This window comes from Streptomyces sp. NRRL S-1813 (genome assembly GCF_000719605.1).
GTDB classification, from domain to species: domain Bacteria; phylum Actinomycetota; class Actinomycetes; order Streptomycetales; family Streptomycetaceae; genus Streptomyces; species Streptomyces decoyicus.
This window is the reverse complement of sequence record NZ_JOHB01000003.1, coordinates 282,656-302,849: the sequence shown is the minus strand read 5'-3', so window position 1 is coordinate 302,849 and position 20,194 is coordinate 282,656. Positions and strand designations below refer to the sequence as shown.

At 69.9% G+C, this 20,194-nt stretch carries 14 protein-coding genes and 1 pseudogene; 7 read left to right on the top strand and 8 right to left on the bottom strand.

Features of this window, described 5'->3' with window-relative positions; all coding sequences use genetic code 11:
* Positions 1-189: 189 nt before the first annotated feature.
* On the bottom strand, positions 190-654 hold the full coding sequence (locus IF67_RS0108500) for a pyridoxamine 5'-phosphate oxidase family protein (RefSeq protein ID WP_030983704.1): 465 nt from the start codon (positions 652-654) through the stop codon (positions 190-192).
* A 252-nt stretch (positions 655-906) separates the two neighbouring features.
* Here IF67_RS0108500 and IF67_RS0108495 point away from each other — a divergent pair, with 252 nt between their 5' ends.
* From IF67_RS0108495 to IF67_RS0108490, 3 genes and pseudogenes are all read left to right on the top strand, one after another.
* The gene (locus tag IF67_RS0108495; RefSeq protein WP_030983703.1) at positions 907-1,554 is read left to right on the top strand and encodes an isochorismatase family cysteine hydrolase; all 648 of its coding nucleotides are present in this window, start codon (positions 907-909) and stop codon (positions 1,552-1,554) included.
* A 459-nt stretch (positions 1,555-2,013) separates the two neighbouring features.
* Positions 2,014-2,268: pseudogene (locus tag IF67_RS46180) on the top strand (hypothetical protein); the annotation flags it as partial.
* 141 nt (positions 2,269-2,409) lie between these two features.
* Positions 2,410-3,876: an IPT/TIG domain-containing protein gene (locus tag IF67_RS0108490; protein ID WP_234341029.1), complete on the top strand. Its 1,467-nt coding sequence runs from the start codon at positions 2,410-2,412 to the stop codon at positions 3,874-3,876.
* 418 nt (positions 3,877-4,294) lie between these two features.
* On the opposite strand, the gene IF67_RS0108485 is transcribed toward IF67_RS0108490, so the two are convergent.
* From IF67_RS0108485 to IF67_RS0108475, 3 genes are all read right to left on the bottom strand, one after another.
* The gene (locus tag IF67_RS0108485) at positions 4,295-4,843 is read right to left on the bottom strand and encodes a Rieske (2Fe-2S) protein (RefSeq protein ID WP_078889335.1); all 549 of its coding nucleotides are present in this window, start codon (positions 4,841-4,843) and stop codon (positions 4,295-4,297) included.
* Positions 4,844-5,145: 302 nt separating this feature from the next.
* Complete coding sequence (locus IF67_RS0108480; RefSeq protein ID WP_037838992.1) at positions 5,146-7,308, bottom strand: prolyl oligopeptidase family serine peptidase; 2,163 nt, start codon at positions 7,306-7,308, stop codon at positions 5,146-5,148.
* Positions 7,309-7,905: 597 nt separating this feature from the next.
* Positions 7,906-8,244 (bottom strand): hypothetical protein, encoded by a 339-nt coding sequence (locus IF67_RS0108475; protein WP_030983697.1) that lies wholly within the window; start codon positions 8,242-8,244, stop codon positions 7,906-7,908.
* Positions 8,245-8,413: 169 nt separating this feature from the next.
* Here IF67_RS0108475 and IF67_RS0108470 point away from each other — a divergent pair, with 169 nt between their 5' ends.
* Complete coding sequence (locus IF67_RS0108470; RefSeq protein WP_030983695.1) at positions 8,414-9,397, top strand: hypothetical protein; 984 nt, start codon at positions 8,414-8,416, stop codon at positions 9,395-9,397.
* Positions 9,398-9,464: 67 nt separating this feature from the next.
* Here the strand turns inward: IF67_RS0108470 and IF67_RS0108465 are convergent, their stop codons facing one another.
* On the bottom strand, positions 9,465-13,571 hold the full coding sequence (locus IF67_RS0108465) for a toxin glutamine deamidase domain-containing protein (RefSeq protein WP_158713060.1): 4,107 nt from the start codon (positions 13,569-13,571) through the stop codon (positions 9,465-9,467).
* Between IF67_RS0108465 and IF67_RS0108460 the strand changes: the two genes are divergently transcribed.
* From IF67_RS0108460 to IF67_RS43625, 3 genes are all read left to right on the top strand, one after another.
* Positions 13,570-13,839 carry a hypothetical protein gene (locus IF67_RS0108460; protein WP_030983692.1) on the top strand — a complete coding sequence of 90 codons (270 nt, stop codon included), beginning with the start codon at positions 13,570-13,572 and terminating at the stop codon, positions 13,837-13,839. The genes IF67_RS0108465 and IF67_RS0108460 overlap by 2 nt on opposite strands.
* A 297-nt stretch (positions 13,840-14,136) precedes the next feature.
* Entirely contained in the window at positions 14,137-14,397 is a 261-nt protein-coding gene (locus IF67_RS40245) for a hypothetical protein (RefSeq protein ID WP_051817798.1), read from the top strand.
* 662 nt (positions 14,398-15,059) lie between these two features.
* Positions 15,060-15,953, top strand: a complete 894-nt coding sequence (locus IF67_RS43625; RefSeq protein ID WP_158713059.1) for a hypothetical protein — start codon at positions 15,060-15,062, stop codon at positions 15,951-15,953.
* Positions 15,954-16,012: 59 nt separating this feature from the next.
* Here IF67_RS43625 and IF67_RS0108440 read toward each other — a convergent pair whose 3' ends face one another.
* The 3 genes from IF67_RS0108440 to IF67_RS0108430 form a co-directional block, all read right to left on the bottom strand.
* Positions 16,013-16,396: a hypothetical protein gene (locus IF67_RS0108440; RefSeq protein ID WP_030983690.1), complete on the bottom strand. Its 384-nt coding sequence runs from the start codon at positions 16,394-16,396 to the stop codon at positions 16,013-16,015.
* A 204-nt stretch (positions 16,397-16,600) separates the two neighbouring features.
* Complete coding sequence (locus tag IF67_RS0108435; RefSeq protein ID WP_158713058.1) at positions 16,601-18,148, bottom strand: ABC transporter substrate-binding protein; 1,548 nt, start codon at positions 18,146-18,148, stop codon at positions 16,601-16,603.
* A gap of 35 nt (positions 18,149-18,183) precedes the next feature.
* A complete protein-coding gene (locus IF67_RS0108430; protein ID WP_051817797.1) occupies positions 18,184-20,166 on the bottom strand; it encodes a hypothetical protein in 1,983 nt (660 codons plus the stop codon).
* Between the last annotated feature and the right edge of the window lie 28 nt (positions 20,167-20,194).

Below are 20,194 nucleotides of genomic sequence, written 5' to 3'. Positions count from 1 at the left end.
CCCGTCGCGGCCGGGCCGTCCCGCTCGCGCACCTGCCGGTGCCGAGCGGGCTGACCCACACCACTCTCGCAGAGACCACCGACAACGCGATCACATCCGGGGGACCGATCCGCTCCGCCCGCGGTGATCGACCCCATACCTGCCCCCTCGCACCCGCCCCCACATCGCCCCGCTTGCTTGCCCCGACCCTCACCCCGGGATCTTGCGGAAGTCCCACGACGCGACCGACTCCGGCGTCAGACGCAGCCACGCATGGCGGCCGTCGTGCGGCATCCGGGACATTCCGAAGTACTTCTCCGCGAACTGCCGCTCCGGGGCGTCGAGCGCGGGGCACGGCTCGCCGGTGCGCGGAGCCTCGCCGACGAAGTCCGCGTGGCCCGTCAGCTCGGCCCCGCGCAGCTCGTCGTATGCGTGCCCGTCGTCGATGACCACCGCGATCCGGGGGTCCTTGCGCAACTGGGCCCACCGCTTGCTGTGGGTGATCGAATACAGCCACAGCGCCGTGCCGTCCCAGACGAACCACAGTGCCCCGACGTGCGGGGCGCCGTCGCCGCCGACCGTCGCCACCCGGCAGGTGCGCTGCGCCGCGAGGAACGCGTCGAGCTCGCCCTGCGTCATCATGATCCGGCGCCCGCGCCGCTGTGTGTCGGCCATCCGTCATCGCCCTCCGCCGTGTGCCCCCGCTCGTGGGGCACTGACCCGCTTGCCTGACACCGACCTTTACCTTTACCTGACTGGGTGTCAGAAATCATGAGGGCTCTTCCTGGTGTGCGCAATGCCCGGTACTCTCGCCCGGCTCGGACAGGCCGGTACATCAGGTCCGGCAGAAAATCAGCCCAGGCCGGGCATCAGGTCCGGCAGGTAAGCACGTCCGGCAGGGAAGCGAGACCGCCAGAGGGGGATGCGATGTCTTCGGGCGCCGCACGGATCGTCGAGCAACTGGACCCGGCGTCGACGGTGCTGCTCACCGTCGAGTGCCAGCGCGGTGTGGTCGGTCCGGACAGTGCACTGCCCGAACTTGCCGACGCGGCCCGTAAGTCGGGGGCGCTGGCGAATGTCGCCCGGCTGGTGGCGGCCGCCCATGAAGCCGGCGTCCAGGTGCTGCATGCCGTGGCCGAACGCCGTCCCGACGGCCGCGGCGCCAGCCACAACGCCCGCCTCTTCAAGGCGGCCGAGCGGCTGCCCGTTCAGCAGCTCACGGGATCCACCGCGGTGCGCATCGCCGATCCGATACCCGTCTCCGGGGACGATCTGGTGGTGCGCAGACTGCACGGCCTCTCGCCGATCGCCGGCACCGACGTGGACGCGCTGCTGCGCAACTTCGGGTGCCGGACGCTCGTCGTCACCGGGGTGTCGGCGAATGTGGCGATCCCCAACGCGGTGTTCGACGCGGTCAATCTCGGTTACACGGCCGTGGTGCCCGCGGACGCCATCGCAGGGGTGCCATCCGACTACACCCCCGCGATGGTCCGCAACACCCTCGCTCTGGTCGCCACCGTCACCACCACCGATGACCTTCTGACCAGCTGGAGACGACCGCGCCGTGGCCGCTGACCCGGGCGGGGGCGGGCGGCCGGGGGACGCCCGTTCCCTCAGCCGAGGGTGACCGAGCCGCCCTCCACGTTCACCTTTGCGGGCGCCAGCTCCTTGACTGGCCGGCTCCCTGGGTGGCGAAGGCTCACTCGGCCCTCAAAGGGGCGCCGCGGGTCACCAACCTCTTGGCCGAGTACACCTAGGGGCGTCCCATGCGCCGGTGTCCTGTCGTTCACGACCGGACGCCCTTACGGTCGTCGGCGGCGCAGGAGGGGGCACCGTCCTGGGGCGCCGTCAGGACGTGGGGCGCCTCAGCCGGCGGCCCATGAGGAGGGCTCCTGCGCCCGTGATCAACGAGGCGGCGGCGATGCCGGTGAGTGCGGTCTCGGCCCGAGCGCGATGGGTGGATCCAGTGGCGGGCAGCTCGGGCCGGGGCATGGCTGTGGATTCGGTAGCAGTCTTTGAGACGCCGCCTCGGCCGGATGGCGGGACCGCCTGCCGACCGTGGCGGCCGCCCCTGCCGACCGCGGCGATCTGCCGGCCGCGTTCATCCGCCCCGACGGCATCGTCGCCTGGGCCGCCGCCCCGGGCCTGCCCCCGGACACCGCAGCTCTGGCGACCGTGCTGCGCACCTGGCTCGGCGTACCGCACACGCGTATGACGAACGGCCAACAAGGTGAACCTGGTCAACCTGAAGGCAGGAAAAGCACCGGACAACGCAGAGGGGAGGTCTGATGGTGCGCGATCCGATCTGACGGTCGGTTCGGCACAGACCTGCCCTGATGCTGCCGAAAGGCCGTCCCGCCTCCGCACCGGCAAAACATCCGAGGAGCAGGAACGACGATGGCACCCGATCCGACAATCGCCCAGGTGACCATGACCCTGGCTGCCCTTGCAGCCACCGGGGCCACCCCGCGTCCGTCCGGGGAAACCCTGGAGCAACAGACCAAACGAATCATCACCGGCATCGACGCGCAGCTGAGCGATCCCAGCCTTGCGACGCAGGGCACGTGGCAGCTGGTGTGGCTCGCCCTGAGCGAGGCCAACGCCAATATGGCCTACATCGCGCGGAGCACCAACGGCTCGAACGAGTTCGCCGTGGTCGCTCGCGGCACGGACGCCGATCTGGCCGACATCCTCGAGGACCTCGATGTCGGCACAGTCGTCCCGTTCCCCGAAAGCGGATCGCCGAAGCCCATCGCCGTTTCCAAGGGGGCGATGGATGCGTTCAAACGGCTTGTCAACGCCCGCTCGATCGCCTCACCCTCCCCGAACGCCACGCTCAATCAGGCGCTCTCCGTCGCGCTCAAGTCGGCGCCCTCCTCGCCGCAGCCGACCGTCTATCTGACCGGTCACAGCCTGGGCGGTTGCATCGCCACCATGCTCGCGCCGTACCTACAGGCACAGACCTGGACGAAACAGCCGAAGTTCGCAGTGATCACCTATGCCGCTCCCACCGCCGGCACGCAGAGCTTCGTCGACTACTTCGACTCCGTGCCGTGGGTCATCGACGAGCGCCAGAACAACGCCTACGACCTGGTACCGCACGCGTGGGCCGATCTCGACACCGCCGCCGGCTGGTACCCGAGCCCGGGACCGCAGGCGACCGAAGAAGTGAAGCTGCTCATCGGGGCGATCTCCAAGCGCACCAAGGGCAACGTCTACGTCCAGCCCGGCACGCTCAGCCCGATGAACACCGGATACACGAGCCTCGCCAAGAACCTGGTCAACAAGACCACCCAGGACTTCCTCGGCCAGGTCGCCTTCCAGCACGCCAACTCCACCTACCTGGACCTGGTGGGGGCGCCTGCCGTCCCTTCCGGGCCGGTGGTGACCGACGTGACCCCCACCTTCGGCGCACCACGCGCCACGGTGACCATCAACGGCAGCGGTTTCAGTCCGGACAGTATGGTCGACTTCGGCCACTTCGCCTGCACCGAGCGCGTTATCGACGCCTCCGGCACCAGGATCACCGCTAAGGCCCCCAACGGAAACGGCGTCGTCCACGTCCGCGTCACCAACACCCTCGGCACCTCCCCGGCCGTCGCGATGGGGCAGTACGCCTATGGCGGACCCGCACCTGTGGTGGTCAGTGCGGTCAGCCCGACCAGCGGAAAGGTCGGCACCCCGGTCACCATCAGCGGCTCGGGCTTCGCCGATGGCGCCACCGTGCACTTCAAGGACAAGGCATCCGATTCGGTCACGTTCGTCTCCACCGGCCAGCTCACCGCAACCGCGCCCGGTCAGCTCGACGACCACCAGACGGTGAACGTCACCGTGACGGTCGGCAAGGCCACCTCTCCCACCAGCCCGGCCGACGAGTTCACCTACACCGGACGGTAGCGTCCGCACGCCCCGTTCCCGGGGTGGCCTTCGAGCAGCCCCGGGCCCTTGCCGCCGACCGGTCGACCCGTGCCCGGCGAGGGATCGCCGCAGGACCGTTCGCCGGTTGCCTCCGCGTTGGCCGAGAATTTCGCGGTGTACCCGGCCGTAGAGGGTGAGTTGACGTGGGGCGTCCCTGAACCTGAGCGGTAAAGGAAGGCATTCCGCCTCATCCTCACTACAACATTCGGCCGTGCCATCCGCGCAATATGTTCAACCCAGATGTGTGGAAGCCCGCCCTGGCCGCAGCCGGAGTCATCCCCATGCGAACGGAAGGGGAGCGTGGGAAAGTTTCCCGCAAGGAAGGCTTCCATGTCCTTCCAGCCCGGCCCCCGGCCGGGGCCGACCGGGGGCGGGCCGCCGGGGACGGCCCGTTCCCTCAGCCCAGGGTGACCGAGCCGCCCTTCACGTTCACCTTGGCGGGCGCCAGCCCCTTGGTGGCGGGGCCCTTCTTCACGCTGCCATCGGTGATGTCGAACTTGCTGCCGTGACACATGCAGTTGATGGTGCCGCCGGTGACCTCGCCGACGACGCATCCCGCGTGGGTGCAGATCGCGGAGAACGCCTTGATGTCGCCGTCCTGCGGCTGGGTGACGACGACCTTGTCGGCTTTGAAGATCTTGCCGCCGCCCTTGGGGATCTCCGAGGTCTTGGCGAGGATGGTGCCCCCGCCCCCACCCCCGCCGGCGGCGCCGTCGCCCCCACCGCTCGCCCCTGAACCATCGGCCTGATCGCCGCCCTCAACCTTGGAAGCGCCGCTCCCCGCGTCCGCCGTGCTGCCGCCACAGGCCGCGAGCGCCGCCGTCAGCCCGGCCGCGCCGACCGCCGCGACGACGGTCCGCCGCGCCGCCCCGCGCCCCGCCGCCTGGCCGGTCTCCTCCGTCACCGCTTCGGTCTCCGTCCGCTCCGACGCTGCCTGTCGAGCCATGGTGTGCCTCCGGTTCTTGGTGGTGCCTTCGGTGCGCGTTGTGCTCAAGGACGTTGCACAGGGTGCATACGGCGGGACGGCCCCGCGTGTTCAACCCGTGCGCGTTCCTTTCACCGGAGCGAAAAAGCCGACGGCGAACCGCCCGGACGAACCGCCGCAAGTGAGCCGCCGCAGGGGAACGGGCGAGGGGAATGGGCGCGAGGCGAACAGGCGCGAGGGGAACGGGCGAGGGGGCCGCCGAGCCCCGAAACGCCAGGGTGAACCACCAGGGCCCCTCAGCCCCCTCAGCCCCCTCAGCCTTTTCAGTCCCCGTCGACGCGCCTCTCCAGCGCGTCCAGCAGGAAGTCCCGCTGGAAGTGCAGCAGCTGCTCGTTGACCGCGTCGCCGGCCGGCAGATGCGTGGCGCCGGGCAGCGGGAGCACGCTGTGCGGTTTGCCCGCCGCGAGCAGCTCGGCCGAGAAACGCAGGGTGTGCGCGGCCGCCACATTGTCGTCCGCGAGCCCGTGGACCAGCAGCAGCGGACGGCGCAGCAGATGGCCGTGGCCGGTGAGGGAGGAGCGCACGTAGTTCTCCGGCTGCTCCTCCGGGTGGCCCAGGAACCGCTCCTTCCAGTGGGTGTCGTACAGCCGCTGGTCGGTGGGCGGGGCGCCGGCGACCGCGGCGTGGAAGATGTCGGGATGGTGCAGCACCGCGGCCGCTGCCAGGAACCCGCCGAACGACCAGCCACGGATCGCCACCCGTGTCAGGTCCAGATCACCGAAGCGCGCCCCGGCCGCCCGCAGCGCGTCCACCTGGTCCTCCAGCGCGGGCGTGAGCTGGTCACCGTGAATGGTCTTCTCCCAGGCCGGGCCCCGATTCGATGTTCCGCGCCCGTCCACCACCAGCACCGCGAAGCCCTGCTCGGCGAACCACTGCGACACACAGGTGAACCACCCCCGGGCCCGTCCCACGAGCTGCATGGCCGGGCCCCCATAAGGGTCGAGGAGCACCGGCAGCTTCCCGGCGCCCTCCCTGTGCCATGAGGGCAGGAAGAGCGCGCCATGCAACTGCCGCTCGCCGAGAGTGAGGTGGAGCGGTCGCGGGGTGACCGAAGGCTCCTCGGCGAGCGACGCGAGGGTCTCGTACGGCACCTCCCCGGCCGGCCCCGCTTCCCCGGCCGATCCCGTGCCTGTGCCTGTGTCTGCGCCCGTGCCCGGTTCCGTTCCCCGCAGCACGCCCACTTCGTTGCCCCGCGGCGTCACCCCCGCCAGGACAACAGTGCCGCCCCGCCCCACGCCGCTGTACCTGCCGGGGCCCCGGCTCAGCCGACGGCTGCCGTGGCCGGGCTCATGGCACCACACATGGGTCTCCAATGGGTCCTCGCTCGCGGTGAACAGCACCCGCTCGCCCTCGACCCCGAGGACCGCGCACAGCTGAAGCCCCTCCGGGGTGACCCGTCGGCCGCCCACGGTCAGATACCGGGTGTCGCCGGCGTCCTCGGGGAGCACCAGGGCCCCCGATGCCGTACGGGCCGGGGTGCCGTCGATGAGCTGCACCCATGCGGGATCGGTCCGCTCATGCAGCACCTCGGTGGCCCCGGTCGCCGGATCGACCGAGAGCGTACGGACTATGCGCTGGTCACGGCTTTGTACGGCGAGAAACGGGCCGTGCGCATCCCAGCCGGCGTCCACGAGATACTCGTACGTCTTGCGGTCCCAGTCCACGTCGACCCGTTCCCCCTCCAAGGAGAGGAGCTGCACGGTGACCTCCGCATTGGGGGTGCCGGCCGCCGGGTACGGGATCGCCTGCGGCGGCTTCGTCGGGTCGGCCGGATCGCTGACGTAGCGCCGTTCCACCGGGCTGGTGTCGACCCGGGCCACCAGGACGTGGCGGCTGTCCGGCGCCCACCAGTAGCCGCGCAGCCGGTGCATGGACTCGGCGGCCACATATTCGGCGAGTCCGTAGGAGACCTCCGGGCCCTCGGCGCGCGCCAGTTGACGGTCGGCGCCGGTCAGGTCGACGACGTGGAAAGAGCGGCGGCTCACATAGGCGATGTGCCGGCCGTCGGGGGAGGGGCGGGGGTCGACCACCGGACCGGCCGCGGGGACGGAGAACGGCACGCCGCCGTCGGTACGCACCGCCCACAGCGCTCCGGACAGTGCGAACGCCACCACACGGGCGGTGTCGTCCGTCGCGTAGGACACCACGCCCACGGACCGCTCACGGGCCCGCTCCCGGAGCAGCCGCTCCTCCTCGGGGACCGGCCCGGTACCGGCTCCCACCAGGAGGGCCGGATCCGCCACCAGCCGTTCCGCGCCGTCCTCGTACTGCCACAGACGGCCGACGGGATCGGTGCCCGAGACCGTTCGGACGAAGAGCACCCGGCTGCCGTCGGGGGAGACGGTGAAATGCCTGGGCACGCCGAGGGAGAAGCGACGACTGCGGGCGAATTGGCGCGGGAAAGCGGCGGAATTCGTGGAATCCATGGAGTTCGTGGAATCTGTGGAGCTCGGGGTGTGCGCGGAAGGCATGGCGCTGCGGTGCAAGGTGCTGTCCTCCAAGGTGCTGTCGTCCAGGATGCTGAGGGGTCCGGTCGGCAGTGGTCCGGGTACGGCGATCCCTGGGGAAACATAGGCATATCCGGGATTCACGGAAAAGGCCGTGCCGCGACGAGTTTTTCCGCAGCACTGAGCGCCGGTACCTGACCGGGCACAAGGGGAAATTCCGGGATGCTGCTGTAGCTTCGGGGATGCCGACCGAAGTCATGGCGACGCGCCGGTCACGCCTGTGCGTGCGGGCGGGTCGCTACCGGGGCCGTCGAGTCCGACGGCCCCGGTACATATATCACGTAACCCCGAGGACGGCTTCCGGCCTTGCGATTCCAAGGGGCTTTCAAGCGCTCTCAAGGGGCTTTTGAGGGGCCTTCGAGGGGGAGCGTGGTGCGCCGCGGCGCACGTCACAGGCTTCCGCGCCCTGCTGCGTCCATGTGCGTAAAGCGTCTCGTCGAACCCGTGACCGCGGTGGGTGTCGAGCACACACCCGGGCGACCACCGTGGATTCCGAGGGCAGTTTCTGCCGCGGGGCTATGCCTCCGGGGTGTCCGCGCGCCGGAGCTGCTTACGGTAGAGCGCGATGGCCTGGTCCGGCGGATAGTTGGGGACGGTCGAGATCGCGCCGCTGTCCTTCGCCACCACGAAACTGCTGCCTCCGGGCGGCGCGGGCACCGGCCGGCCGTTCCGGTCGACGGGCTTGGCGTACGTCGCGTACACCAGATATCCCAGGTCGAATTCCTGGACATGCAGGGGCGCGGGGGTGCCGTCGAAGGACTGGGGCCGGCCGAATTGCCGGCGAACCGCTTCCAGCGCCTCGTCGGGATTCGTGGGCACATTCTGCCGATCTGTCGGAGAGTTGTCCGAAGTCATGGGAACTCCTTCGTCTCACAGCAAAGCGTCTGTCATCAGACGGATGTGCTGAGTCATGGCGCTGCGTCCATCGATTCCATCGTGAGCAGCCGGCCCGGCGATTGTCCCTGACCGTACTCCACAAGCAGCCCCGGCGGAGTCAGGTACCGGCTCGGTTAGGGTCATTTCCATGAGTGAGGACATCGCCGCACTGGCACGTCAACTGGCAGCCGTGGACCGGGCCGAGCGAAGAGCGGCGAGGGACCGGCTGGTCGCCCTCGGCGCCCCGGTCGTGGAGCACCTGCTGCCGCTGCTCGGTGACGAGGAAGGGACCGGCCGATCGGCCGCGGAGTCGTGTCTGCAAGACCTCGGTGCCACGGCGATCGAGCCCTTGCGAAGGGTCCGTAGTGAGGGCCCCGGAGGCCTGCGGCCTGCCGCCCTGCGTGCGCTCGCGAGCCTCGGCGGCGGCGATGCCCTGGGCCCCGCCGACCGGGCAGCCGTCGAGCGGCTCGTACGGGTCAAGCTGCTGGACGAAAGCCCCGGCGACCTTCCGGCGGAGACCTGGATAGCGGTGCCACGGGCGGAAGTGAAGGACATCGTGCGGGCGTTGGAGCTGCACGACGCACGCCCCGTCACGACGGCCCTGGGGGTGTCCGCCGCCGTCCACCACGAGAATTCGCTCGAGCACCGTTCCGGTGACGGCACCTCCTCCACCGAATACCGCGTGTTCATCACCCCGGAATTCGACGGCTGGCGGCTCGTCTACGGCGCCGACTATCTCAACGACTACTGGGCCCAAGCCGTGGAAAAGCTCAGCGCGCAGTGCCGGGAGGCGCACTTCTACGCCGTGGACGAGTACAACGGCGCGCGGGTGTGGTGGGTCGCGGAGAACGGGCAGGACAAGCGCGGCCACCGCACCTACGGCGATCCCGAATGGGTCGGCGAACCCATGGAGTTCGAGCGGGATCTGATGCAGGACGAGGACGACGAACTGTACGACCCCGAAGAGGCCGAGGAGTACGCCGAAGGTGTCCGTGACCCGGAGGAGGTGGCCTCCTGCATCTCCATCCAGCCGACGACCGTCGAGGTGCTCGACAGGGTGGGCCACGGCTGGCTCGCGGTGACCAGCCCGGACGTCGGACACGGCCGGTTCCGGGGCGCACTGGACATCTGAGGGCCGGACGGGGGCCGGTGCCGCCGCCCTGGTGCGGGCGGCGGCAGCGGGGAGCGGTCCGACCGGATCACATCAGGCTCGGCTGGATCTTCCGCCAGGTCGTGTCCAGGTGGTCGATGTGCCGGTCCATTTCCCGGACCATGGCCTGCTTCTCCTCCGTGGTCGAGCTTTCCTTCCGCTTGCTGTAATCGCGCTCGATGAGCTTCTTCAGTTCCTTGCGCGCGTCCGCCTCGCTGAGATTCTGGGCCGCCGCGATTTCCTTGGCGGCGCGGTCGGCGGATTTGTCCGTACGCGCGTTGATGCGGTCGGCGATGTTCTGCTGCACGTCGGCCGCGGCCATACTGTCGACCTGCTTCTTCTCCGCGGTCTTCGCCGTGTCGAGCTTCTTCTTTGCCGCGACATCGGCCGGGTCGGTGCGATAGGTCGTGCTGTAGTAGACCTTTGAGTCGTCGAGTGCCTTTTCCCGCAGCACTGTTGAACACTTCGCATGGCCCTGTCCCATTCCGCAGGGCTCACGCTCCGTGTAGACGGCCTGTGGCGTGTATTTTGTGTCGCCCTGATTGACCCGCTTCAGCCAGTCGGCGAGATGCTTCTCCGAATGCCGGCCCGACACATATTTCTCACCCACCGGCACCGAGGAGTCGGTGACGTAATGCGTCTCGCGGCCGGGCGGCGGGCCCTCGACCTCCAACACCGCGTAGTTGCGGTCCGTGAGGTCCGGACTGTTGTTCGTCAGGCTGGGCGGAACGGTGCCGAGCTTCAGGCTGTTGAGGAGTTTGTCGCTGCTCTTCCGGTGCCCCCGCACACCGAGCGATTCCTCCGCGTTCTTGGCCGCACTGTCCTTGCTCTCCGGCTTGGGCGCATCCTCGCCCTTCTTGCGGTACGGCTTGTCGACGTTCTCGGGATTCTTGCCCACGCCGTGCTGCTCGTGGAATCCCACGCTGAGCCGGGCCAGGGACGAAACGACCGCGAGCCGCTCCCCGCGTTCGAGGTCCTTGAATCCGGGCAGCCGCTGCTCCAGATCGCTCTGGGTGAAGGCGCGCGGCCCCTTTCCGGCATCGCCCGACGTGGGGAGGGCATCACCGGTCGAGGCACGCAGAACCTGCGCCAGACTCCCGTCCTTGGCCCAACTGTCCAGATGGTCATGGACGTTGTCGAGCGGGACGCGGTGTACGTCCCGGTCCCGCCGGAGTTCGTTCTGTAGCCTGTCCGGCGGAATCCCGTACTCCTTGGACCCCTCCGCCTCCGCGTCGAGGGTGCGATCCCCCTTCTGTTCCTGCTCGGAGGTGTCGCTGTCACCGCGGTCGTGCGGGTCGGAGTAGGGCTGCTTCTCGTCGACGTCCATCGCGTCGTCGTCGGGGTTCGGCTTGTCGTCGGGGTTCGGCGACGGCGAATCGTCCAGCTTCAGCGCGGCGAGCCCGTCGTGGTCCGGCTCGGTCCGCTTCTTCTTGTGGCTGCTTCCACTCCCCGAGGAGGACCCGGTGCCCGAGCCGGACGGCTGGTCGTCCGTGGGCGGCGGATTGCTGGCCTTCCGTTTCCCGGCGGGGGCGTCGGGAGCCGGTGGTTTGGGACGGCTGTCGGCACGTGTCTGGTCGGGCCGTCCGCCGGGCGTGCCCGTGGTGGTGTCCGGCCGCGCAGGGGCGGGCCGGTTCTGCTCGTGGCTCTGGGGATCGCCGTCGCGCGGCGGGGTGTCACCAGGATTCCGGGAGCTGCTGTTCGCACCGGTGGGGGTCTCGTGACCACCGGGCCGCGGCTGTCCACCGGGCGAACCGTCCGCAGGGGCATCCGAGGAGAGCGAGGTGGACTGCTCGTGCCCGCGCCCACGGTCGGGTCCGGGGTTGGGGTTGGGCTCGCGGCCGTCCTGCTTCGAGTGGTCCTGGTTCGGGCCGTTGTCCGGGGTGGGTGACGGGTTGTCCGGGGTGGGTTGTGAGTTGTCGGGGGTGGGCGATGGGTTGTCCGGGGTGGGCTGTGAGCTGTCCGGGTCGGGAGTTGTGGTGTCCGCAGGGGAGGACGTGTCGGGACCGGAGTCCGGCTTGCTGTCCGCGGGCGCGTGGGGCGCGGCGTCACCGGCATCCACGCTGTTCCCGGGCGACGACTGGCCAGGGGCGTCGCCGGCCGGGTGCGTGGCGGAGTCGTTCGCGTCCGGCGTGCTGTGGTCGCTTGAGTTGTGGTCGCCCTGTGGCGGGTCGGACTGCGGCGGGTTGGACTCTGCCGAGTCGGGCTGCGTCGAGTCCGGCTGTGGGGAGGGGGCGGACGGGGTGTCTTCTGTCTGCTCGGACGTGGAGCCATCGGTCGGCGGGCCGTCGTGGGAGTCGTCCGACGGGTGTGAATCGGCCGACTGGGCACCGTCGGACTGGTCGCCGTCGGACTGGTCGGATGTGGAGTGGTCGCCGTCGGACTGGTCCGAGGTGGAATCGGCATCGCCCGACGAGTCGGAGTCGGCTGCCGGATCCTGAGCCGGATGGAGCGGATTACGGTCGGCGTCCAGCGGGATGTAGAAGACATCCGTGGCACCGTCGGTGTTGATGGGCTGCTCGCTCACCTCGCCGCTCTGGGTGTCCACCCACACGATGCGGCCGTCGTGGTTGACGGCGTTGAACGCATGGCCGCCGCCCCCGTCCCAGTTGACCTGCACGATCGCGGACGAGCCCGGACCGGCGTTCAGGAGGTCCTGGGCGATCGCGGCGTGACCGTCGGGGCTGGTGCCGGCGTAGGAGTGCGGCGCGCCTGTCCAGTCGATGATGTTCTCGTTGGCATCCGTCTCGGGTGACCAGCGGTCCGGGTTCCCGTCCGCATCGAGGTCCGGGGTGCGAGGCGCTGAGACCTGCGGGTTTCCGTACCAGGTGTCGAGGAACGAACGGCTGCAGTCGGCACAGTTGTTGGAACGGCCGGGCACATTCGTACCGCCGTCGTTCTGCAACTGGGCCCAGTCCCCGAACGGATCGGGAAAGCGCTGGGGAGTGCCGTCGTCATTCCGCGGGATGGCGTCCTCGAGCGCCTGCTGATCCGCGGGGTCGGGCGGCAACAGGCCACCAGGTGCCTCCTGGATACCGTCTCGTACGTCCTGGAGGCTGGGCCGGTCGTCCTGCGGGTCGGGATCGGAGTCCGACTCTGATGATGAGTCCGGGGCCGGGGCCGGGGCCGGGTCCGAGTCCGGGTCAGAGGACGATTCCGAGTCCGTGTTTGTGTCCGGCTCCGGCTCCGGCTCCGGGTCGGCGTCGGAGTCCGAGTCCGAGTCCGAATCTGAATCCGTGTCGGGGTCCGACGCCGTGTGGGGGTCCGCGTCGGACGGGTCCTTGTCGCCGGAGTCGGAATCGTCGGCCTGGGGGGCGTCGTTCTTGCTGTCGCTGTCGCTGTCGCTGTCGCTGTCGCTGTCGCTGTCGCCGTTGTCGGGTTGTTGGTCCTCGGACTTGCCCTCGTCGGGCTGGGTGTCCTCCGGCTTGTTGGCATGGGGCTGGGCGTCGTTCTGGTGCTCGGAGTCGGGACCGGATTTGTCGGCTTCGGGCTTGTCGGCTTCGGGCTTGCCGGGCTCCGGTGTCTTCGTGCCGTGGTCGGGCGTGGGCGGTGTGTCGTCGCCCCGCGGGTGCTGCGGATCGGGGGTGCGCTGGTCCGGAGCATTCTGGTCGGGGCCGTGCTGCTCCGGCCCCCTGCTCGGTGGTGGAGTCTGCCGCTGCTGAGGGGACGACTCATTGCCGCGCGGCTGCTCGGTACGAGGTGGTTCGGCGCGCGGAGGCGTGGGCCGGGGACGCGACGACTGGTCGGGAGCACCGGGCCGTTGGCGCGGGGGAGTGCTGCGTGGGTCACCGTAGGGCGCGGTGCGGGGGTCCCGGGCGGGCGGGGCGCCGTGGCCGGCCGGTGTGGAGCGCGGGGGTGCGGAGGCGGGCGGAGCACCTGCTGAAGCGTGCGCGCCGGCGGGGGCACTCGGGGCGGGCACGGGGCCACCGCCCATGGCAACGCCGGGCGGCGCAGTGGAAGCGGAAGCGGGCGAGGAATTGGACGGCTCGCCGCCGGTCTGAGACGCGGGCGGCATACCGGTGGGAGGCGGCGCGAAGGTGGTCGCGCTGTCCGTGTGCGTGGTGACGTCGCTGTCGTCGTTCGCCGGGTGGGCGCTGTGCTGCTGGGGCGAGCCGTAGGAGGAAGCGGGCGAGGCGTGCGCGGTGGCCGCATGAGGCATGGCGCCCGAGGGCATACCGACCCGGCCGCCGCTCCCGTTGGAGCTGTTGCCGTTGTCGTGCTGCGACGGCGAGTGGGAGGAGTCCGATCCCTCCGGTGCGTTCCCCGGTGCGTTCCCCGGTGCGGGCGACGGGGAGGGGACGTTCGCCTCCGGACTGCTCACGGCATCCGGTGATGGCGAGGGGGACGGGGACGAAGAGGGCGACGGCGCATGCTGCGGTGACTGGTGGGAGTCGGGGCCCGCGTCACCGGCACCGGAGGCGGCGTGATGCACCGGGCCAGAGGGCGGTCCGTCAGCGTGGGCGGGCGTCGGTGAAGGCCCGCTGTCCGGCCGGTTACCCGTGTCGGGCGTGGGCGAACTGTCCGTATGCAGGGGCTGGGACGACGACCCGTGATCCGGTCGTGGTGCTGCCTCGTCCGCTCGCGGTGCCGTCTCGTCCGCTCGCGGTGCCGTGTCATCCGGTCGCGGTGCTGTGCTATCCGGTCGTGGCCCCTCATCCGGGGAGGGCGAACCGTCGCCACGGGAGGGCTCCGACCCGGCCGGGCCGCTGTCCTGAGGAGGGCTGGTGTCCGGCGTACCGCCCGCATCGGGACGGTTGCCCGAGTCCGGGGACGGTCCCGCGCCGGAGTCCGACACCGAACCCGGCCCGGAATGGGGGGAACCGGCCCCATCCGGCGGGGCTCCGGTTTCGGAGGACGGCGACGCATCAGGCCGGGACGGTCCCGAGTCGGGGGACGGTCCCGAGTCGGGGGACGATCCGGAGTCCGGGGACGGCCCGGAGTCCGGGGACGCGGAGGCCGACGACGCGGGCGGCGTGGACGAGTGAGAGGAGTCGGCAGGGGAGCCCGATGAGGTGTCGCCGCCGCCCTGCGGTTCGCCGCCCTGCGACTCCCGGTATCCCGCGTCGAACGGAGTCAGGTGGCTCGGAGCTGACGAGTCCGCATGCGAGGGTCCGGACCGGCCGCCACCGTCCGAGGAGTGACCGCCACCGGAATCGGGGCTGCTGTGGCCGCCGGACGGAGCACCCGTGTCGCCCCCGGCAGCCGAGTTCGTGGACGTTCCGCCGCCGGGCCCGCTGCTGCCCGCAGCACCGCCGCTGTGCGAAGGGCCACCACTGGACGAACCGTCAGCCCCCGAAGCCCCCGAGGACGGCGAGTCACCCGACGGCGACGAGCCACCCGAGGACGAAGAACCACCCGAGCCACCCGACCCGGCCCCAGTCCCTGCCCCCGACCCGGACCCCCCGGTCCCGGACGTCCCCCCGGACGGCGACCCCGCACCCGAACTGCCCTCGCCGGAACCGTTGCCAGTGCTGCTGCCGGAACCGCTGCCGGAGCCGCCGCTGCCGGAACCGCTGCTGGTCTCCCCTCCAGCACCGGAACCCCTACTCGAACCATCAGCGGAATCGTGCCCTGAATTCCCAGCGGAGTCGTGGCTCGAATCCCCAACGGAGTTGTGCCCGGCCGCCGATTCCATCCCGTTGCGGACGTGGTGCCCGGCCTTGGCCCCCGCACCGTCACGCAGCGACTCGGCGAACGTCTGGCCGGAGTTCTTGAGCGCATTGACGCCTTCCTCGGCGCCCTTCTTCACGGTGCGGCCGGCGTCGAAGCCGTTCTGTGCATCGAAGTTCATGTTCACGGACTGCGCGATGACATCCGAGATCATGGCTTGAAGCGCCGAGACCGCGGGTTCCTTCGCCGTCTCCAGGGCTGCGTCGAGGAGCTGCTTGGCAACTTCCTTGATGATCTTCCGCACGACCGCACGGGTCGCGGCGGTCGCGGCCACGGCCGCCACTTCGGACAATCCGAAGGTGAACGGCGCCGCTGCTTGAGCCGCGATGATCTCCGCTGCGAGGATCGCCAACTGGGCGATCACCGCGACTTTCATCCCGATGACGAGTCCGGCCGCGGCGTCCAGGGCGGTGGCGATGGCGTTCGCGGCGCTACGGGCGTCGGCGAAATAGCCCGAGCCGCCCGCGAACTTCTCCCACGTGGTGTGGAAACCGTCGATGGAGTCGCCGGAGTTCTGCGACAGCACATTGCCCGCCGCCCGGACGCCCTGATGCTGGAGATCCTCCACCCCGGTGGCGAAATCCCGCCACTTCTGGGCGGAATCCATCAACTTGTCCTCGTCCGCCGTGGGCCAGTTGAACCCGAGCATTTCAAGGACCCACTCAAGTGCGTCCGGCAGCATCAACGACACGGGCTGCGTTCTCCAGGCTGGCTGTGGTGCGGGCAGGGACGGATCAAGGACGGGCAATTCGGGGAGGGCGGCTTCAAGTTCACGGGAAATGAACTGAAAAACTTGGTAGGGGGTCTTGGGCCCGTCTGTGGGGGCGGAACGGGGGACGGGCCAGAGGCGGCAGGAGCTGACAGGGGCTAACAGGAGCCGGCACGGGCGCGGAATCGGGACGGATCTGGGGCGGCCGGAGCTGACCGGCCCTAGGCGGTGGTGGGCCGCTTGAACTGGGTGATCAGTTGGCTCTCCGCCTCTTCGTTCGCCACATGCTGCTTCATCATGGACTCATTGAAGTTTTCGTCGGCCTCGTGGTTCTTGGCCATGTTGTTCAACCCGCCGCCGATTTCCTGCAACTTCGCGGCGAGGTGGCCCATCGACTCGTACATGCCGTCCCGCAGGCCTTCGTAGACGACGCCGAATTTCTCCCCCAGGTCGTCATCTCCCCAGGGCGGGGTGTCCTGGCCCTCCAGGGAGGTGAGTGCGCTCTGCAACTTGTCGACAAGGCCTTGGTAATCCTTGCCGATCCGGTCGAAGTCTGTGCCGCCCGTACGCAATACCCCGATGTCGGCCTTGAGTCCGTCTCCCATCGAGTCCCCCTCGTTTGGACGTCGCCACCGCCACGTCGGTGCTGGAAAGTTTAACCAGCTGAGGTGACGCCCCCTCAAGAGGGCTCTCGTAGAACCCGGTTGCGGGCCGGTACGAAGGCGCCTGACGGGCTTCAGCAGCCCAGGTCAGACGCCTTCTCGCCGCTCTGCCGTGCCGGTGCTGCGCACCTCGCAGCCGTCAGGCGCTCACGGCACCAGATAGGGCGCACCGGGATTCTTGAGGGGCTCGGGCAGCCGGATGACGGGAACCGGCTTGTTGTGCGGCCAGCCGTTGGAGGCGTCGTCGAAGCTGAGCTCTCCACCGGCCGCGGGAACGGTGCTCGCGTCGTGCAGATTGGTGATCTCGTTGTACACGTCCTGGACGTCGGGCGCTTCCTTGCCGGTCTGGCCGGTGACGTTGCGGGTGGCCCATATCGCGGTCAGCACGGCGTCGTGATGCATGATCGCGTATCCGTCGTTCATCACCGAGTCGTCGAAGTTCAGATCCCGCAGGGCCTGGTGGAAGGGCTTGAAGCCGGACGGGGCATGGACGCCGCTTGTCCACTGGTCGGGGCTGGTCGCCGCGACGTCCAGGATGGAGATCTTGTTGCTCTTGAGCAGTCCCTGTACCTGCTTTCCCTGCGCGAACGTGCCGGTCGCCCCGGTCATCACCGTGATCGGTATGTCATGACCGCACTGACTGCGGGTGGACAGGGCACGGACGAGATCGGCGAGATCGCGGTCGCGCCCCGCATAGAAGATCACTTCCGCCTTGGTCAGACAGATGTTGTTGACGGCGTTGTAGAAGAGCCGGGGAACGCCCGCCGGCTGGTGGCCGGTCGTGCCGACGAACGAGGCGCGCCGTCGGCCGACGTAGTCGCCGAACTCCTCGTCGAACGCCTTGCGCATGGTCTTGACGTAGTTGTCGTCCCTGCTGTCGAAGACGAGATAGCCGCGGCGTCCCTTCAGCGAGGAGCCGTCCAGATACCGGCGGAGCGCCTTGGCGTAGTCGACGTTGGACGGCGACACCTTGAACAGACGGGGCGCGTTGAGGTCGGTGGCGGTCAGGACCGCACCGATCGCGGGGATCTTCAGCCGGCTGAGTTCGGTGGCCGCTGCCTGGGTCTCCGGGATGCTGACGCCCATGCCGGTGACCGCGACGAGGGGGTGCTCGTCGTCGACCAGGCCGGCCAGTTGGTCCACCACCGGCTTCCAATGCGTCTCATTACGGCCCTCGTTCGCCAGGACCAGCTGGATCAGCGGCGTCTTGCCCTGGATGCCGGTGGAGCTGGTCGGGGAGAGCGCGGGGCAGGCGTTCGCCCGGCACTGCGCGAGGAAGGCGCCCTCCAGGCTGGAGCGGATCTCCCCGATCGGCAGCGCACTGGTGTCGCTCTCCGTCAGGGGCGACAGTACGGCGACCTTGACGTAGGGCAGGCGGCTCTTTCCGGACGCGGGCTTCTCCCACTGGGTGCGGACCCGCCTGTTCTCCTGCGCGATCCGGTCGGTGATCCCTTTGAGCCGGGGGTCGAAGGGGAACGCCTTGTCGTCCGTGATGCCGACGCACTCCCGCAGTGGCCCCGTACCGGCCCAGTGCAGCCCCGGCTGGTCCGGCGCGCAGCTGTCGTCCTCCTCGACCGGCCAGAAGTACCAGAGCCCGCCGGCTATCAGGGCCAGGGCCACTACGAGGGCGGCGATTCCTCGCCACCCCTTCCACCAAGGGGGGAGGTCGTCGGCGGGTTGCGAGGGCAGATGCATGTGCCAGCTCCTAGGGGACGGGTGCTCCAGCGCGCTCACACGTACTTGGCGGCCTCGTGCATGAGCCCGATCCGGCGGGGAACGGAGCGCATGGCCAGGTCCTGGAGCATCGCGTTGACCGTGCGATTGAGCTCGGGATTCGCCCCGGGCAGGCGATTGCGTGGATCGGACGCCAGCCACAGCCCGACCACCAGCAGCGTCAGGGGGGTGTGCTCCGCGAACGAGCGGGGCGCGAGGTCGGCGGCCAGCTGCTCCAGCCGCAGCGTGGCGGACTGCTCCGGCACCACCGGTACACGAAGCGGCGCGGCGGTGATCGTGTAGAGCTCGTACAGCCAGATGTCCGTATCGGAGAGTTCGACCAGACGCCGGGCGAGATGCTCGATGACGTCGTCCACCCGGTGGAGCGCAAGCGAGTGATACAGCACCTCCAGCGGGTGGCCGTGGTGGGCGTGCCAGGTCCGCAGCTTTCCGTGGACGGCGTCCCAGCGGTCCGGGAGGGCCGCCAACTCCTGCAACAGCAGCAGGCGCAGCCACGGATGCAGAACGGAGCTGCCGCGCAGCGGGTGCGGATGGACCCGTTCCAGATATCCGGAGCCCCGGCCACCACGGGCCTCGGCATCCTGGGGTACCGGATCGGTCAGCCATAATCGGGTCGCGACCACCCGGGCCAGCGAATCGCGGGTGTGCAGCTGGAAGCGGTCGAGGATCCCCGCGTCGCATGCGGCGTCGAATTCGCGGGCCGCACAGCACTCGACGAGCGCACGATGCTGGTCGTCGGTCAGATCACGGAGCAAATACTGCCGCGCCTCTTCTTCCAGCAGCGGCCCTTCGTCGGCGCCTTCCGCGGACGGCGCGGTGCTGGAGAGGACCGCGCGCAGCAGCGTCTCCGGCTCCTCACGGCCCACAAGGCGCGCCGAGGCGGTCAGCAGCTGCCGGACGCTCCATGGATGCCCGCCGGTCAGCTGGTGTGCGAGCAGCGGCGCCTCCGGCAGCCGCCCGGCGATGTTCGTGCCGAGTTGGGCGGTCTCGCCGGCGGTCAGACCGCGCAGCTGGACGCAGTACCAGCGCCAGGACCGGTTCGGCGGCGGGTCCGGGACGGCCCGTACCCAGTCGGCGTGGCCGGCCTGCTCGGGGGCGCGGACCCGTACGCCCGCCGGTCCGGTCGCGAACATCGCGGGCACCCGGCCGACGTTCGCCGCGGCGGCCACGGCCAGCAGCGGATCCGGTTCCCCGCTGGCGTCGCGGAGCTCCATCAGCAGGTCCAGGAACTCCCGTCCGCCGGGAGCGTCGATGTTGTCCAGCAGCACCACGCAGTTGCGGTCGCGCTGGCGTCGCGCGTACTCGCTGCGCAGATCGGCCAGGAACGCCTCGCACAGCCGCCGGTCCACCGCGGCCCGGTCCGCAGGCTCCTCGCTCTTGCTGAGCTGGTTGAGTTCGACGAGGGCGTCCAGGGCGGCCAACGGACCGGCATACCAGGCGAATCCGGTGTGCCGGGTCACCCGCAGCGGCATGCTGGGCGGCTGCCGGATGAGACTGGCCAGCAGACTGACGCCGGGGATCCGGACCAGGTTGAGGTCCTGCAACAGCCCGGCGACCGCGGCGACCCGGTCGCCCGCGGCGTTGGGTTCCTGGGGCCCGCGCAGCGCCTGGCGCAACTGCTTCTTGGCCCGCTCGGGATCCGTGGCGTCCAGGGACAGCTCGGGAGCCACCACGAACAGACCCAGCGTCAGCCGTGGGAAGACCAGCGGCGTCTGCCGGGGAAAGCGGTGCGACAGCCCGTACGCCAGACGGCCGGCGACCTCATGGGGCCTACGGGGCGTGGCGGACCCGAAGTCGAAGTAGGCGTGGGGCCGCCGCGATCCGAGGTAGCCGAGCCAGTTCAGCGTCGTGGTCTTGCCGCTGCCGCGCGGCCCGACGAGGACGATCGCGGGAAGTCCGCGCCCCGTATCAGCGGTCCTGCCGTCTTGTACGCGAGTGCGACACTCCTCGTACAGGGCCTCGATCCCCTGTATCCCCAACGGACGTTCCGCCACGTTGCTCGGCCCC